The organism is Caballeronia sp. 11_S32 (assembly GCF_056930355.1).
In genome coordinates this window covers 135,639-152,002 of sequence record NZ_JBXOWH010000002.1, presented here as the reverse complement: position 1 = coordinate 152,002, position 16,364 = coordinate 135,639, and the positions used below count along the sequence as shown (strand labels likewise).

The following is a 16,364-nucleotide window of genomic DNA, read 5'->3' as shown; positions in this document are numbered from 1 at the left end:
TCGATGCATCAAGAGCGTTCTGTGGTTGCGGACTGCGCGCCGCGATGCAGAAGCTTGAGGACGTGGCTGATCGTCATCGCGGCCACCGGTACGCCGAGCGCGAAGTACGAACTGTCAACGCCATAAGGATTGCCCGCGATGAACCACGAAATCGTCGCGATGATCGACAGCACGATGCCGGTCATCGCGCCGCGCGGCGTGCCGAAGCGCGGCGCATAGAAGCACAGCAGGATCATCACGGCGAGCGTCGCCCTGAGCGACTTGCCAAGGAACGCGATCAGCAGGATCTTGCTTGCAAAGAGCGCGAGCACCAGCGGAATCAGGCCGATGACAACCGTGGTGATCCGAATGAAGCGCAAGGAGGAACGATCGTCGCCCTGCTTCCTGAAGAGCGGCTCATAGAAATCCCGCAAGATCAGCGTGCCCGATGCGATCGTGCTCGCCGAAATGCCGCCGAAGAGCGCGCCAGCCAGTCCGATCACGACGATACTCGCGGCCAACGGCGGCATGTGCGCGATCAGCGCGGGGAAGGCATCGATCGACTTGATGCCCGGATACAGGTACGCGCTGCACACGCCGATCAGCGCAACGATTGCGCCGAACGGAATCATCAGCGCGGCGACGTAGTAGCACGCACGGCGCGCGCCACGGTCATCGGGCGTCGTGACGATGCCCTGAATCACATACTGCGTGGCGAAAATGGAGCCTACGCCTGCGATCATCCACGCGACGATCTGCGACAGCCCGACGCCGGTGATATCGAACATGCGCGGCGCGAGCGCACTGCGCAGATGCGCATACCCGCCCGACTCGGACAACGCGAACGCGAGCGCCAGCACGATGCCCACATATTTGATGATCGCGTTGAGCGTGTTCGTGTAGACCACCGAGCGAAATCCGCCGACCGTCACGAAGAAAATCGCGACGAGACCGACGATGACCGTTGCCACGCCGCGATCGATCTGCATGACCGCGCCCAGCACCGCGCCGCCGCTCGCATAGAGCGCGACCGCAACCACGTTCAGCGAGAAAATCGTCAGCACGGACGCTGCGTAGCGCACGCCCTTTCCGTACGTCTGTTCGAGAATTGCGGAGATCGTGTTCAGCTTCGTGCGACGGTAGCGGCCGACGAGCAGCACGCCGAGCAGGAGAAAGCCCATCGACAGCGCGACGAGATTCCATCCCGCCGAAATGCCGTCCTCGAAGCCCTTCTGCGCGGTGCCGATGCTCACCGAGCTGCCGATGAACTCCGACAGCATCAGCGCGGCGATCAGCCACGGCGCGAAGGTCTTGCCGCCTTCGGTGAAACCGGCGCTGCTCGACGCATGCCGGCGAACGCTAAAACCCATGAAGGCGATCAGCGCGAAGTAGATCGCGGTGACGCCGATGATCAACGTGGCTCGTGTCAACACTTCCTGTCTCCAGTGTGAAAGTGCAAATAGTTGCGGGCAGCCGCTCTCCCTGCGCAGGTCCGGATGCGCATGCTCGTCCTTGCGGACGACGGCGGCTTGTGCCGTGGATGCTTCGTTAATTCAACGCGACATGCGGCTCTCGCGTATCACCGCACCTTCGGTTTCGCGAACCTCCGGTAACAGCGCGGTGCCCAGACCCGGATCGGTGGGCGCGAGCGCGACGCCGTTGCGAATGACCGGCAGGCGATCGACGATCTCCGGATACCAGCTCGCAAGCGACGCCCGCACGACTTCCTGATAGATCGCCGTGGGCGCGTGCAGCGCGAGATGCAGGCCCGCCATCAGCGCCACCGGTCCGGTGCAGTCATGCGGCGCGAGCGGCTTCGCGTGCGCTTCCGCGAGCGCGGCGATCTTGCGCGCCTCGGTGATGCCGCCGCACCAGGTCAGATCGACCATCACGACATCGAGGGCGTCGGCGGCCAGCATGTCGCGGAAGCTCTTCACGCCCGCGAGGTTCTCGCCGCCGCAGATCGGCGCGCGCGTCTGGCGGCGCAGATCGGCCACCGCGCTGAAGTTGTCCATCTTCGCGATGGGGTCCTCGACCCACAGCACGTCGAAGTCCGCGAGCGCATCGCAGATGCGCGCGGCCGCGCGCGCCCCCCACAGGCTGTGCAACTCGCACATGATCTCGATGCGGCTGCCCACCGCCTTGCGAATCTTGCGAAACGGCTCGAGTCCCGCGTTCAGGTCGGCGAGCGTGATGTGATGCGGGCTTTGCAGCGCGAAGTCGTCGAACGGCCAGATCTTCATCGCGCCATAGCCCTCTTCGAGAAGACTTTCGGCGAGCGTGCCGGCGTCGCGCATGAAGGCGAGCTGGTCGTCGTATGGGCCCGCACTCCTTTCCTGCGAGCCTATGCTGCGCCGCGCGCCCTGCGATGTGTTGAAGTCGTAGCCGGCGCACGTGTTGTAGACGGGAACCTGCTCGCGCATCGCGCCGCCGATCGCCACGTGCACCGGCACGCCCGCGCGCTTGCCGGCCAGGTCCCACAGCGCGATGTCGACCGCGCTGGCCGCGCGCACTTCCGCGCTGCTGCTGTTGAAACCGACATACGAGCCCATCAGCTCTTGCGTGATCGCGCTGACATGTTCGGCGGGACGGCCCAGCAGCGCAGGCGCGACCAGCTCGTGCAGCACCGCCTCGACGGCCTGCGCGCCGCGAAAGGTCTCGCCCAGACCGGTGAGTCCGTCGTCGGTTTCGATTTCGACCCAGACGAGCTTGGGACGCTGCGGCAGGCGGATGGTGCGGAGGTTGATGATCTTTGGCACGGTGCGAGACCCGATTGGCTGAACGTTGAACCGATTCTGTCGACCGCGCTTTATGCTGTCAATTTAATCTGATAGTCTGTCTGACAGGTTTGAACAACTCGGAGCTATCGTGCATTCACTTCGCCCTTCTTCCCAGATACCCGTGCATACGCGCGACGAATATGCTTACGACCAGTTGCTCGCGTTGATCGGCAGCGGAGAGTTCGAAACGGGGGCGCGTCTGCCGGGCGAGCAGACGATGGCAGAGCGCTTCGGCGTGTCACGCCCCATGCTGCGCCAGGCACTCGCGCGTTTGCGCTCGGAAGGCAAGATTCATTCGCGGAAGGGGTCGGGCCACTATGTCAGCGCGCAGGAGCCCGCGTCGCAGATCCTGTCGTATGCGACGCTCGGCAGCATTCCCGACGTGCGCAACTTCCTAGAGTTCCGCCGCAGCCTCGAAGGCGAAAGCGCGGCGTGCGCGGCGCAGCTCGGCGACCGGCTCGCGATATCGAAGCTCAAGAAATGTCATGCGCGACTGGCCGAAGCATTTTCGTCGGGCGAATCCGGCATCGATCAGGACATCGCGTTTCACATGGCCGTGGCACAGGCGACCGGCAACCGGTTCTTTGCGCACACGCTGGGGGCCTTGCTGGAACAGATGAGCTTCAGCATCCGTCTCGTGCGCGACCTGTCGGGCGCGAGCCCGGTCGCGCCGCGTCGTCAGGCGGTGATTGACGAGCACGCGCAGATCGTTGCCGCCATCGACGCAGGCGACGCCGACGGCGCACGCAACGCGATGCGCGACCATATCGAAGGCGGCATCGCGCGTCTGTTCAACAAGTGACCGTTCATCAGGCGGCTTGCAGCTTCACGCGCTCGATGCGCCCCACGATGAGCAGATAGCTGAACACGGTGACGAGCGCGCTCCCGCCGACGAACACGAGCGCTCCGCTGAACGAGCCCGTTCGTGCGACCAGATAACCGATGACGATCGGCGTCACGATGCCCGCGAGATTGCCGAACAGGTTGAAGATCGATCCGCACAGGCCGACCGCTTCCTTCGGCGACGTATCCGCAACCACCGCCCAGCCGAGCGCGCCGAAGCCCTTGCCGAAGAACGCGAGCGACATCAGCGCGATGACGAGCCAGTCCGCCGACACGTAGTTGCAGCCGATGATCGACATCGACATCACCATGCCGGTCACGATCGGCAACTTGCGTGCAAACGTGAGGGAACGCCCGTAGCGGATGAGACCGTCGGAGACCAGACCGCCTAGCATGCCGCCGACAAAGCCGCAGATCGCCGGCACGGAAGCGATGAACCCGGCCTGCACGATCGTCATGCCGCGCGCCTGCACCAGATAGACCGGAAACCACGTCAGGAAGAAATACGTCAGCACGCTGATGCAGAACTGAGCGAGGTAGATGCCGAGGAGCATGCGGTTCGAAAGCAACTGCCGGGCGAGCGGCCATCCGGCTGCCGCCGGCGGCGTCGCCGTCTTCGCAGCGCCTGCATCGCCTTGACGGATATGATCCAGCTCCGCGCGATTCACGCCGGGATGTTGCGCCGGGTCCTTCATCACCCTGAGCCACGCGAGCGCGACGAGAATACCCGCGATGCCCATCGTCAGATACACGAAGCGCCAGCCGAATGCGTGCGTGATCCAGGCCATCAACGGCGTGAAGACGACCGCCGAGAAATACTGCGACGAGTTGAACACCGCCGAGGCCATGCCGCGCTCGCTCGCGGGAAACCACATGGACACGACTTTGGCGTTGGCCGGGAATGCCGGCGCTTCCGCCGCGCCCATGCAGAAGCGCAGCACGAAGAGCAGCGTGACCGCACTGCCGGCCGCGGTCACCGTGCCCGCGAGACTCTGCAACAGCGTGAAGCACGACCACAACACGATGCTGCCCGCATAGACGCGGCGCGCGCCGAAGCGGTCGAGCAGCCATCCGCTCGGCAACTGCGAAAGCGTGTACGCCCACGCGAACGCGGAGAAGAGATAGCCCATCTCGACAGGTCCGATGCCGAACTCGCCCTTGAGCGCGGAGCCGGTGATCGAGAGCGTCGCGCGATCTCCGTAGTTGAGTGCGGTGATCGTGAAGATCATCGCGAGCACGACATAGCGGACCCTGCTCCTCGACGATTCCGCGATGCCGGCCACGGCTTTTCTGTACATGTGAAAGTCCTCCTGACGTTGGCTCAGAAACGGTGACGCAGGCCGACGCGCACCACCGCCTGACGATCGCTATCCGACGGCGACTGATTGTTGATGCTCGCCACGGCCGGGCGATTGCGCGAGTCCGTGCCCGAAGCCTTCTGGATCACGCCCAGCAGATAGACATCGGTGCGCTTGGAGAGGAAATAGTCGACACCGGCCATCGCCTGGTGATAGGTCGCGCCGTCGTTGCTGCCTGCCGTGCCGCTCACCGAACTGCTCTTCGTGTAGTCGTAGGCCACGCCGATCAGCAACGAGGGGGTCGCGAAGATGCGGAAGTTACCTTCGACGTTATTGAAGTGAACGCTTCCCTGATAGCCGTTCGGATTCGGTCCCGAAGAGAGATCGCCGAGCGACTTGAAAGCAATGTTCGAATACGTCACGCCGACGGTGGCGGTGCCGAACGTATAGGCGCCGCCCGCGCTCGCCACTTGATAGCTGTGCGCGGAAAGGAAGCCGCTGAAGATCGGATAGCTCGTGTTGGCGGTGGCGGCGGACGGCGTGCCAGTCGTGGAGTTGCCGAAGAAGCTCAGGTTGGGGTTTCTCACATTGAGATAGCCAGCCGCGATCGACGCCGGGCCGTTCGAATACAGCGCCGCGAGCGACCAGATCTGATTCCTGGTCGCGTCGCCAGCCATGCCGCCGAGACTATAGGCCGCCGCAACCGAAAGCCCGTTGAACGCCACGCTCCTGAACTTGATGGAGTTGTTGGTGCGATAAGCGTTGTTGAAGTTGTCGAGGTCGCCCGGATGCGCGCCGATGTTGCCCGCCCATTGATTGCCGGCTTCAAACGGACCGACGAGATCGGCTTCGGGATCGTACTGACGCCCGACGGTCACGGTGCCGACGCCGTTGCCGAGTCCCACGTTGGCCTGCCGCCCGAAGAGTAGACCGCCCTGCCCAATCTTGCCGTTATTCACGTCGAAGCCGTTCTCCAGCACGAAAACCGCCTTGAGGCCACCGCCGAGATCTTCCGTGCCGCGCATGCCCCAGCGACTGCCGTTCGTGACGCCGCTTTGCAGCGCATAGGACCGGCTGCCGCCGACGTTGCTGTTGTAGTTGATGCCCTCATCGATAATCCCGTAGAGCGTCACGCTGCTTTGAGCGTGGGCCGCGGTTGCCAGGCAGGCAGAGCTGATAGCCGCCAGAAGAAGGCGTTGGCGATGGTTGTACATCTTGTCTCCGCAAGAGTTTGTGTAGTTGTACGAATCTAATAGGATTAATTGTCGACGTGCAACACGAAACGCGTCGATCCGCAAGTCTTTAGCCCGATGAACCGAGAGTCATGTGCGTTGCAAGCGGCTGACGAATATTATGAAAAAGCCTAGACCGCCGTCAAACAAATCGAAAAATCTGTCTGACAGGGAGACGCGGAAATGCTGGCGTCGATTGAAGCGCGAGTGTTTGAACGAGTTCGAACGCTATGAAGGGCAGGGACGCCTGGGGCAGGAGTTGGCCGCGAGTGGCGCTAAAGGCGCGACTCGCGGAGTTCATCGGCTGGCCTGGAGCCGCAGCTTTTTCCGCCGCTCCCGGTGACAAGACACGAGACGCTTGCGCCCAACGAGATATTTCGCAAGGCGCAAGCGAGAAGATTTCTCAGACGGCGACCGCTTCGGACGGTTCTTCGTTCGATACGGCGAGCGCCGCGCCCTTTTGCCATGACGATGTCGCAAGTTCGGCAAGCTCGAGCGCCTTGACGCCGTCTTCGATGCTCGTCCGAACCGGCGTGCCTTTCGTCAACGCCTCGACGAAGTGCGCGATTTCCGCCGCGTATGCCTGCCGATAGCGCTCGAGGAAAAAGGGCTCCGGCACATCCGTCGATATTCCGTTGGCCAACCACGCCGCCACTTCAGTCGGACGCACGTTTCCGGCTTGCAGCATTCCCTTGCTGCCGAGCACTTCGAAGCGTTGATCGTATCCATAAGCCGCGCGCCGCGACGTGTTGATCTGACACAGCAAGCCGCGCTTCGTGCGGATAGTGACCGCGGTCGAATCGATATCGCCCGCGGCGAGCACGGCGGGATCGGTGAGGCAACTGCCGGTCGCGTGCAGCGTTTGCGCGTCATCGCCCATGATCCAGCGGAAGACGTCGAGATCGTGGATCAGCATGTCCTTGAAAATCCCGCCCGAGCTCTTGATGTAGTCGACGGGCGGCGCGCCGGGATCGCGGCTCGTGATAACGAGCATCTCGGGATCGCCGATCTCGCCGCGTTCGATCCGCGCCTTCAGTGCCGCGAACGTCGGATCGAACCTGCGCTGGAACCCGATCATGCAAACGACACCGTTGCGACGGACCGCTTCGGCACTTTCGCGCGAGCGTTCGACCGTGAGATCGACGGGCTTCTCGCAGAACACCGCCTTTCCGGCATTCGCCGCGGCAATGATCAAATTCGCGTGCGTATCCGTACTCGACGCGATCACCACCGCGCTCACCGCCGGATCGCCGAGCGCCAGGCCGACGTCGGCCACCTTCGCGCCGTGCGTCTGAGCGAGCGCCTGCGCGGAAGGCGCGTGCATGTCGACGACATACTTCAGCCGCACGCCCGGCTGGCGAACCAGATTCGACGCGTGGATCTTGCCAATGCGGCCCGCTCCGAACAATGCCACTTCAATCATCGTATTCTCCCGTTTGAACGGTTTCATCGAAATAAAGCCCGAGCCTTGCGGCAAGAGCGGTTAGCAGCGCCTGACACATGCACATCGTGACGGCGACTGAATCAAAATCGAGACCACAAGGCGCGGGCACGCGAAGAACGATCGCGGCATCGCGCACGAAGCGCGGATGCGTGCGGTCGGTGATGCAAATCACGTCCACGCCGCGTTGCGACGCTTCACGAATCTCCGACAGCACGCGCGCCGGATATGGTGCGAACAAGACCGCTATCAACACCTCGTCCAAGGCTGCGACATGCCAGCGTCCATATGCCGCTTCTGCGTGCATGTCGATGACGCTTGCGCGTCTGCCGAGAAACTGCAATGCGTAACTCCAGTGGGCTGCGAGCGCCTCGCCGCGTGGCGTGCTGAGCACATGCACCTGCGTCGCACCGGCGAGCAGATCGACGGTTGTGTGATAGGTCTCGTCGTCGATAGCGGAAAGCGAGTCCGCAAATGAAAACCTCAACTCGTCCAGCAATGCGTGCAGCGATTGCCTCTGCGAAGCGCTGCCTGAGCAACCGCGTTCCTCCATGACGAATTCATCCCGAAACACCGCGCGAAAGTCCCTGAAGCCGCAAAAGCCCATTCGTTGCGCAAAGCGAGAGACCGTCGCGGGCCGCACGTTGCATCGGATCGCAACGTCGGACGCGTTATCGAGCGCCAGCCACGCCTGATTTCGCTCGACGTAGTGCGCAATTTCCCGCAGTCGCCGAGGCAAGCGCGGATACATGGCGGCGATACGCTGCAGTAGTGTCTCGACAGTGGCGGCAGCACACATGGCTTCTGGCGCATTCAGAACGCGTGATTGATGCCGAAGTACGCGCCCGTTTGCGAATGTCCCGGCAAGGGATTGTCGAGATTGTCGTTATTGCTGCCGGGATTGTTGTTCGCCACCGAGAAACTCGACGCGCTCGAGTTCCACACATGGGCGACCGTTGCGTAGAGCAGCGTGCGCTTCGACAGGTTGTAGGTGGTGCCGAGCGCGAGCATCGTTGCGTGTCCGGACGGGTCGTGCGTCGCATCGCCCCCGCCGGATCCAACACGGATGTGATAGACCGCGCCGTCGATGCCGAGCATTGGCGTCACCTGATACTTCGCGCCCGCCCAGTAATGATCGGCCGTATGCGCGAGGCCCGCGGGCGTGTCGGGTGCGCTCAGGTGCGTGTAGGCGGCCTGCAGAATGACTGTGCCCAGATAGACGTTTGCGCCTGCGAAGAACTCGCGCGAACTCGTGAAGACGTTGCTCATCTGGCCGTTCACGTCGCGGAGCTCGTCATACATGCCGCGCAACATGAAGTACGCGTTGGCGTACGTAATCTGGATGCCATCGCTGCGGCCCGCTTCGTTCGGCGCGCCCAGATTGAAGCCGCCCGGCTGATTGCCGAACGTGTACTGACCGTGAAGACTGAGCCCGCCCCATTTCGGCGACTGATACTCGACGTTGTTGCTCGTGATCGGCACATTGCGGCTGCGCACCAGCGCAGTCGCCGAATACGCCTGCTGCATCAGCGGATCGAAATCCCATTGATCGTTCGCGATGAAGAGGTTGCGGCCCATCGTGAACTTGCCGTAGCGGTCGTTCTGCACGCCGACGAGCGCCTTGCGACTGAAGAGGCGGCCATTGCCATTGCCCGCCGTACCCGACATCATATTGATGCCCGATTCGAGACTGAAGATCGCGCCGAAGCCCCCGCCCAGGTCTTCGCGACCGGTGAGGCCGAAGCGGCTCGCGCCCCAATCGCTGCTTTGGGCACGCACGCGGGATGCGGTGCCGCCCGTGCCCGTCTGCACCGAACTGAGATAGTCGAAGCCCGCATCCGCGACGCCGTAAAGCGTCACGTAACTTTGCGCATGCGCCGCCGCACACGCCAGCGATGCCATCGTCGCCAGTCCGGCCGTCATTGACTTCTTCATCGTGTCTCCAAACATGCTTAGTTATGTATTCGACTTCGTCGATTTACTTCGTATCTCTAACTGACGTGAAAAGATCATCTCGATCCGGGCTTATCGCTTGATAGTCGTCCGGATCGTTCAGATCAGCAGGCAGAACTCGCGTCTATCTTCAGGCCGGGTTCAGCATCCACTCATGCGCCGGATCGTTCCTGAAATGCCAGACGCGCTTCGGCCCGGCCATCACGTTCAGGTAGTAGCCGTCATAGCCGTGCGGCATCACGACCGGATGGTAGCCGCGCGGCACCATCACGACATCGTGATCCTCGACGAGCAGCGCTTCGTCGATATCGCGCGAGTCCGTGTAGACGCGCTGAAACCCGAACCCTTGCGGCGGGTTGATCCGGTGGTAATACGTCTCTTCGAGAAAGCTCTCGGCGGGGATGGCGTCGATATCATGCTTGTGGGGCGGATAGCTCGACGAATGCCCGGCCGGCGTCACCACTTCCACCACCAGCAGCGACTCCGCAGGCTCCGTTTGCGGAAGGATGTCGCACACGTGGCGCAGGTTCGCGCCGTCGCCGCGCGTCGAGCGCGTCATCGTGGCGGGCTCGATCAGCCGTGGCTCCAGGCGGCCTTGCGCCGGTGCGCTCGCGATGCCGATTTCAGCCGCGTCGCGGGCATCGACCGATACGGCGGTTCGTGGCGGAACATAGACGGCATAAGGAGACTGCGCATCGAAGACGCTGCGCCGCGAGCCGATTTCGCGCCACGTCTGCCCCGGAATTCCAACGCTGACGATGCCCGTCATCACCACCAGGCAGACTTCCGATTCGCCCGTGTCGAACGACAGCGTTTCACCCCGTGCAAGACGATGCGCCGCGAATCCGACGTAGCGCCATTGCGCGCTTTGCGGCGTGACCGAAGCAATGACCCGCCCCTCCTGCTTTCCCTTGACAATGAGACTCATGCGGCCTCCCGGCGGGCGTTCGCGCCATCGACGAGCGTGCGCAGATGACGAAAACCCGCTTGCGCATACTTATAGCTCGGCGCCACGGCCGGGTCCTGCTCGGCCTCGACGACCAGCCAACCGCGATAGCCATGCGCGCGCAGCACCTCGATCAGAGGTTCGAAATCTATCGCTCCGTCGCCCGGCACCGTGAACGCGCCGTTGATGACGGCATCGAGAAAGCTCCAGTCGCGGTTGCGCGCCGCTTCGATGATGCGCGGACGCGCGTCCTTGCAGTGAACATGACAGACGCGCGCGATATGACGCTGCAGCACTTCCAAAGGCGCCACAGCATCGAAGGTCGACGTGCTCGCGCCGAACGACGCATGACCGCTATCGAACAGCAGGCCGACATCGTTCGATGTCAGCGCCATCAGGCGGTCGATGTCATCGGGCGACTCGACATGCGCGCCCATGTGATGGTGATACGCGAGCCGGACGCCGCGAGCAAGCGTGAAGCGCGCGAGGCTGTCGAGCCGCTGCGCATAGCCGCGCCATTGCTCGTCCGAGATGAAGCGGGGGCGCTTGTGCATCGGCACGCCGCGTTCGCCCTGGATCGATCCGGACACTTCACCGTAGACCATCACGTTCGCCCCGCCTTGCGCGAGCAGTTCGAGATGCGGCGCGATCGCGGCGATCTCTTCATCCGCGGATCGTTCGGCGAGACGCCCCGAATACCAGCCCGAAACCAGTTCGAGCCGATGACGCGACAATACTTCGCGCAATGCACGCGGCTCGCGCGGAAACTTGTTGCCGAGTTCGAAGCCCTGATAGCCGATCTCGCTGCCTTCCGAGAGCGCGACTTCGAGCGGCGTTTCTCCGCCGAGCGAGGGAAGATCGTCGTTGAACCAGGAGATCGGATTGATGCCGATTTTCACGTCGAAAGAAGTTGCCGTTGTCATAGGGAGCTCTTTTGCGATTGCTTGTGTTGTTCGTAAGCGGAACGCGCGCGGCGCACTTCGTCGCGTTCCGACACTTCCGGCACGGCGACTTCCCACCAGCAGCCGCCTTCGGCCGTCGTGCGCGCCGGGTCCGTGTCGATGCAGATCACGAACGTGCGATCGGCATCGCGCGCGCGTTGCATCGCGGTTTCGAATTCGGCCAGGTTCGCGACATGCTCCGCGTGCGCGCCCATCGCCCGCGCGTGCCCGGCGAAGTCGATCGGCGGCGCGCCGTGCGGTCCTTGCAGGCAGTCGTCGAGCAGGTTGTTGAATGGCGCGCCACCGCATGCCTGCTGAAGCCGGTTGATGCAGCCATAGCCGCGGTTGTCGAGCACGACGACGATCAGCTTCATGCCGAGCATCACCGATGTCGCGATCTCGCTGTTCATCATCAGATAGCTGCCGTCGCCGACCATCACGATGACCTCACGCTCCGGCCGCGCCATCTTCGCGCCGAGCCCGCCCGCGATTTCATAGCCCATGCACGAATAGCCGTACTCGACGTGATAGCCGCCGGGGCGGCTCGTGCGCCATAGCTTGTGAAGCTCGGCGGGCAGCGTGCCGGCGGCGCAGACGACGATATCGTGCGACGTCGAATCGGCCCGCGAGCGCTGCACGGCGCCGATGACTTCGGCATCGTAGGGCAGCTTGCCGGACGGCGGCTCACGCCTGCCTGACACTTCGGCGACGGTCGCGCGCCAGTCCCGCGCCGCGACGCGCGCCTGCTCTTGCCATGCTTCGCTGCTTTGCCACACGGCACGCGCGCCCGCCTTCTCGCCGCTCAGTTCGAGCGAGAGCGCTTCGAGCGCGAGCCGCGCGTCCGCGAGCACTTCGATGCCGCACGCCTTGCCCGCATCGAAACCATTCACGTTGATGCTGACGGCCGTCGCCGCGCCGAACAGCGAGTGCGAGCCGGTGGTGAAATCCTGCAGGCGCGTGCCGATGGCAATCACGAGATCGGCGTCACGCGCGAGCGCATTCGCGGCGGGCGAACCCGTCACGCCCACAGCCCCGAGTTGCACCGGGTGATCCCACGCCAGCGCGCCCTTGCCTGCCTGCGTTTCGCACACGGGGACTTCATGACGTTCGCAGAACGCGCGCAGCGAAGCGGACGCCTTCGCGTACAACACGCCGCCACCCGCCACGATCAACGGACGCCGCGCCGCGCGAATCGCTTCGACAGCGGCCGCGATTTCATCGGTCGCCGGCTGCGTGCTGCGAAATGCGACGACGCGGGGCTCGAAGAAATCGAGCGGAAAGTCGTAGGCGTGCGTCTGCACGTCCTGAGGAAGCGCCAGCGTAACCGGTCCGCACAACGCGTGATCGGTCAATACGCGAATCGCGCGAGGCAGCGCGCTCAACAACTGCTCGGGCGCGACGATGCGATCGAAGTATCGCGACACCGGCTTGAAACAGTCGTTCGCGGACACGGTGGCATCGCCGAAGCTTTCGATCTGTTGCAGAACCGGATCGGGTGCGCGCGAGACGAAGGTATCGCCGGGAAGCAGCAGCACCGGCAGGCGATTCACATGCGCGAGCGCCGCCGCCGTCACCAGATTCGTCGCGCCCGGGCCGATCGATGTTGTGCAGGCCATCATCCGCCGCCGCATATGCGCCTTTGCATACGCAATGGCCGAGTGCGCCATCGCCTGCTCGTTATGCGCGCGATACGTCGGCAGCGCATCGCGATGCTGATGCAGCGCTTCACCGATGCCCGCCACATTGCCATGTCCGAAGATCGCGAACACGCCGCCGAAGAGCGGCACGAGCGGCGCGCCTTCCGTCTCTTCATCGCGTGTGCGCAGCGCCGCGAGATAGCGCACGAGGGCCTGCGCGGCAGTGAGTCGAATTGTGTTCATCACGCGGCGCGCTCCTCACGTGCGGGTTGCAAGGCCTGGGCGCGCGACTCGCGCCAGAGCCCGATCAGGGATTCGAAGTTGCGGCGCACATCCGCGATCAACGCCTCATCGCCGATTTCTCCGGCCAGCCACGCGCGGCTCGGTTCCTGGAAGATCGTGCGGCCTACGGTGAAGCCGCGGCATGTCCTGCTCGTGCTCGCCGCTTCGAATCCTGCGGCGAGCTGCGCGACAGGCGCGTTCAAACCCAGCAGCACGACGCCGCGGCAATACGGATCGCGCTCTTCGATCAGCGCGTCGATATCGCGCCATTCGGCCGCGCTCACCGGTTCGAGCTTCCACCACTCCGGATGGATGCCGAGGTTGTAGAGCCGCTTGAGCGCGCGCAAGACGGTACCCGGCGCATGCGGAAGCCGCTTCGGCGGAATCACTTCGAGCAGCAGCTCGTGCCCGCTTGCTTGCGTTGCGTCATACAGCGCGCGTAGCTGGCTTTCCTGTTCGAGCCGGTGCATCGGCTCATCGTCGGGGTGATACTGGACCAGGCATTTGACGATGTGCTCGGCGGGCCAGCTCACGAGCTCGGAGCCGACCGAACGCCCATGCTCGAATTGCAGCGGATTCGAGCCCGGCAGCTCGACCGGCCGTCCGATCCACCAGCCGCGTCCGGTCGCCGCGTTCAACGCGTCCTGACCATATTGATCATCGATGAGAACGGCCATCTTGCCTGCATGACCACCTGCCGCTTCCGTCTCTTGCACCGCCCGCACAAAAAGCTGCTTGAGCCGGGCAATGCGCGCTTCGTCGGCGCCCGTCTGCTGCGCGAGTTCGAAGAACTGCCGCCGATGATCGAACGCGAATCCGAGCACTTCATTCCATTCCCGGCGCGGCACGCTCACGCGATGCAACCGGTTCAGCGCCGCGTCCTGATCCGGGCGCGACAGTTTCGCTGCATTCGCTAGGAAATAATCGAGCTCGACGGGCGTGGGCATCGCCGGCGCGCACGCATGACGCGACACCACCAGGGCACCGCATGCATTCGCGTACGCGCAGCACGTCGCGTAATCCTCACCGCGCAGCCAGCCTTTGAGGAAGCCGGAGAGAAACGCGTCGCCCGCGCCCAGCACGTTCAGCACCTCCACCTGTACGCCACGAAAATGCGATTCGCCGTCGAGATCGGCGGGAATGTCGCCGTCGATGATCGTGCAGCCGAGCGGACCGCGCTTGAGCACCAGCGTCGCCGCGCTCACTTCGCGCACGCGGCGCAACGCGGCAAGCAGGTCATCGTGTCCACCGGCAATACGAAACTCTTCCTCCGTCCCGACGATCAGGTCGAACTCGGGCAGGATGCCTTGCAGATGCTCGCTGACGCTGCCATCGGCGATGAAGCGCGTTTCGCCGTCCGCCTTGCCCGTCAGTCCCCACAGCACCGGCCGGTAGTCGATGTCAAGCACGGTGCGTACATGATTGCGCCGCGCATACTTCAGCGCCGTCATGCTCGCCCGAAGCACACCCTCGGTCGAAAAGTGCGTCCCCGTGATGAGCAGCGCCTTGCTCGAAGCAATGAACGCCTCGTCGAAGTCCGTTTCGTCGATCGCCATGTCCGCGCAGTTCTCGCGGTGGAACACGAGCGGGAACGTGTCGCGATCCTTGAGTCCAAGCAGAACGAGCGCGGTGAGGCGTTCGCGGTCGACGTTCACGTGGCTGATGTCACAGCCTTCGCGTTCGAGCGCCTCCAGCAGAAAGCGGCCCATATGATCGTTGCCGACGCGCGAGAGCATCGCGGACCTGAGCCCGAGACGCGCGCAGCCGAATGCGATATTGGCCGACGAGCCGCCGAGGTAACGCGAGAAGCTCGTCACGTCTTCGAGGCGCGCGCCGATTTGCTGCGCGTACAGATCGACCGCGAGGCGCCCGAGGCAGATGATGTCGAGCGGACGGTTCGCGGCAAAGGAAAGATGTCGGATCATGAGTGTGTGTGCAAGCGTATGAATGTCGATGGAAGTCCGCGTTCACCGGGCGCGGCGCTTGCGGTACTGGTCGGCGATCACGGCGGCGACGATGATTCCGCCCTTGACGATCTCCTGGATATACGAATCGATGCCGAGAAAGATGAACCCGCTCGAAATCACGCCGAGAATCAGCGCACCGATCACCGTGCCGGTGATGCGTCCCATGCCGCCCGCGAGACTCGTCCCGCCGATGACGGCGGCGGCGATGGCATCGAGTTCATACGAGAGGCCCATGCCCGACTGGCTCGTCTGCGCACGCGCCGAGACCACCACGCCCGCCAGCCCGCTCAGGAGACCCGCGATCACATAGACGGCGATCAGGTTGCGGCCGACGCCGATGCCCGACACGCGCGCCGCCTGCACATTGCCGCCGATCGCGTAGAGGCACTTGCCGAAACGCGTGTAGCGCAGCAGGACATGAAACACCAGCGCGGCGACGAGGAAGATCGCAACGGGCCTGGCGCCCGCGCCGATGGCCGAATACGCGTCGGTGAACATGCTGATCGGCTGGCCGTGCGTGTAGTAGCGCGCGAGACCGCGGGCCGACACCATCATGCCGAGCGTGACGATGAAGGGCGGCACGTTCGAGCGCACGATCAGCGTGCCGTTGAGCAGTCCACATGCGCCGCCCACCAGGACGCCGGCGAGCACGGGCACGATGACGGGCAGATCGGCGACGCCGGGAAACACCGTCGCGCCGAAGTCGCCCGCTTGCGCGAGGCTGCCCGCCACCATCGCCGACAACGCGACGACCGAGCCCGACGACAGATCGATGCCGCCCGCGATAATGACCATCGTCACGCCGACCGCGATGAGCCCGATCTCCGCCACCCGCAGCACCATGATCAGCAGTCCCTGCGGGTTATAGAGAAACGACTGGCCGCGCTCGATCCAGCCGAGCGCCTCGAATACGAGCGCAATGGCGATCAGCACGACGAGAATGCTCGATTCCTGAGGCAGGCGCCACTTGCGCGGCGCGGCGCGCTCCGAATCGGGGGTTGCGGAAATAGCGGGTACACGCATGTTCGTCTCCTTCCGTTATCGCTTCAGATATCGCTTGGGATA

The 16,364-nt window shown here is 63.8% G+C and carries 13 protein-coding genes and 1 pseudogene; 1 reads left to right on the top strand and 13 read right to left on the bottom strand.

The window, feature by feature from the left end; all coding sequences use genetic code 11:
- Nucleotides 1-8: 8 nt before the first annotated feature.
- Both AC1Z32_RS08910 and AC1Z32_RS08905 read right to left on the bottom strand, forming a co-directional pair.
- On the bottom strand, nucleotides 9-1,412 hold the full coding sequence (locus AC1Z32_RS08910) for a sodium:solute symporter family protein (RefSeq protein WP_483478366.1): 1,404 nt from the start codon (nucleotides 1,410-1,412) through the stop codon (nucleotides 9-11).
- A gap of 120 nt (nucleotides 1,413-1,532) precedes the next feature.
- Entirely contained in the window at nucleotides 1,533-2,738 is a 1,206-nt protein-coding gene (locus AC1Z32_RS08905; protein WP_483478365.1) for a mandelate racemase/muconate lactonizing enzyme family protein, read from the bottom strand.
- Nucleotides 2,739-2,847: 109 nt separating this feature from the next.
- On the opposite strand from AC1Z32_RS08905, the gene AC1Z32_RS08900 reads away from it, so the two are divergent.
- Entirely contained in the window at nucleotides 2,848-3,561 is a 714-nt protein-coding gene (locus AC1Z32_RS08900; RefSeq protein WP_483478364.1) for a FadR/GntR family transcriptional regulator, read from the top strand.
- Nucleotides 3,562-3,568: 7 nt separating this feature from the next.
- On the opposite strand, the gene AC1Z32_RS08895 is transcribed toward AC1Z32_RS08900, so the two are convergent.
- The 11 genes and pseudogenes from AC1Z32_RS08895 to AC1Z32_RS08845 all read right to left on the bottom strand — a co-directional run bounded on the left by AC1Z32_RS08895 (nucleotide 3,569) and on the right by AC1Z32_RS08845 (nucleotide 16,322).
- Entirely contained in the window at nucleotides 3,569-4,900 is a 1,332-nt protein-coding gene (locus AC1Z32_RS08895) for an MFS transporter (protein ID WP_483478363.1), read from the bottom strand.
- Between the two features lie 23 nt (nucleotides 4,901-4,923).
- The gene (locus AC1Z32_RS08890) at nucleotides 4,924-6,114 is read right to left on the bottom strand and encodes a porin (protein ID WP_483478362.1); all 1,191 of its coding nucleotides are present in this window, start codon (nucleotides 6,112-6,114) and stop codon (nucleotides 4,924-4,926) included.
- 421 nt (nucleotides 6,115-6,535) lie between these two features.
- Nucleotides 6,536-7,555, bottom strand: coding sequence for an inositol 2-dehydrogenase (iolG, locus tag AC1Z32_RS08885; RefSeq protein ID WP_483478361.1), 1,020 nt, complete (start codon nucleotides 7,553-7,555; stop codon nucleotides 6,536-6,538).
- Nucleotides 7,548-8,126 (bottom strand): MurR/RpiR family transcriptional regulator, encoded by a 579-nt coding sequence (locus tag AC1Z32_RS08880; protein ID WP_483478808.1) that lies wholly within the window; start codon nucleotides 8,124-8,126, stop codon nucleotides 7,548-7,550. Before AC1Z32_RS08880 ends, iolG begins: the two co-directional genes overlap by 8 nt.
- Nucleotides 8,127-8,141: 15 nt before the next feature.
- A pseudogene (locus AC1Z32_RS08875) lies at nucleotides 8,142-8,372 on the bottom strand (MurR/RpiR family transcriptional regulator); the annotation flags it as partial.
- Nucleotides 8,373-8,386: 14 nt separating this feature from the next.
- On the bottom strand, nucleotides 8,387-9,508 hold the full coding sequence (locus tag AC1Z32_RS08870) for a porin (RefSeq protein WP_483478360.1): 1,122 nt from the start codon (nucleotides 9,506-9,508) through the stop codon (nucleotides 8,387-8,389).
- A gap of 148 nt (nucleotides 9,509-9,656) precedes the next feature.
- Nucleotides 9,657-10,454 carry a 5-deoxy-glucuronate isomerase gene (gene iolB, locus AC1Z32_RS08865; protein ID WP_483478359.1) on the bottom strand — a complete coding sequence of 266 codons (798 nt, stop codon included), beginning with the start codon at nucleotides 10,452-10,454 and terminating at the stop codon, nucleotides 9,657-9,659.
- Nucleotides 10,451-11,395, bottom strand: coding sequence for a myo-inosose-2 dehydratase (gene iolE, locus AC1Z32_RS08860; RefSeq protein ID WP_483478358.1), 945 nt, complete (start codon nucleotides 11,393-11,395; stop codon nucleotides 10,451-10,453). Before iolE ends, iolB begins: the two co-directional genes overlap by 4 nt.
- Complete coding sequence (iolD, locus tag AC1Z32_RS08855; RefSeq protein WP_483478357.1) at nucleotides 11,392-13,293, bottom strand: 3D-(3,5/4)-trihydroxycyclohexane-1,2-dione acylhydrolase (decyclizing); 1,902 nt, start codon at nucleotides 13,291-13,293, stop codon at nucleotides 11,392-11,394. The genes iolE and iolD overlap by 4 nt, the downstream gene beginning before the upstream one ends.
- Nucleotides 13,293-15,257: a bifunctional 5-dehydro-2-deoxygluconokinase/5-dehydro-2-deoxyphosphogluconate aldolase gene (locus AC1Z32_RS08850; protein WP_483478356.1), complete on the bottom strand. Its 1,965-nt coding sequence runs from the start codon at nucleotides 15,255-15,257 to the stop codon at nucleotides 13,293-13,295. Before AC1Z32_RS08850 ends, iolD begins: the two co-directional genes overlap by 1 nt.
- Before the next feature lie 42 nt (nucleotides 15,258-15,299).
- Complete coding sequence (locus AC1Z32_RS08845) at nucleotides 15,300-16,322, bottom strand: ABC transporter permease (protein WP_483478355.1); 1,023 nt, start codon at nucleotides 16,320-16,322, stop codon at nucleotides 15,300-15,302.
- Nucleotides 16,323-16,364: the final 42 nt, after the last annotated feature.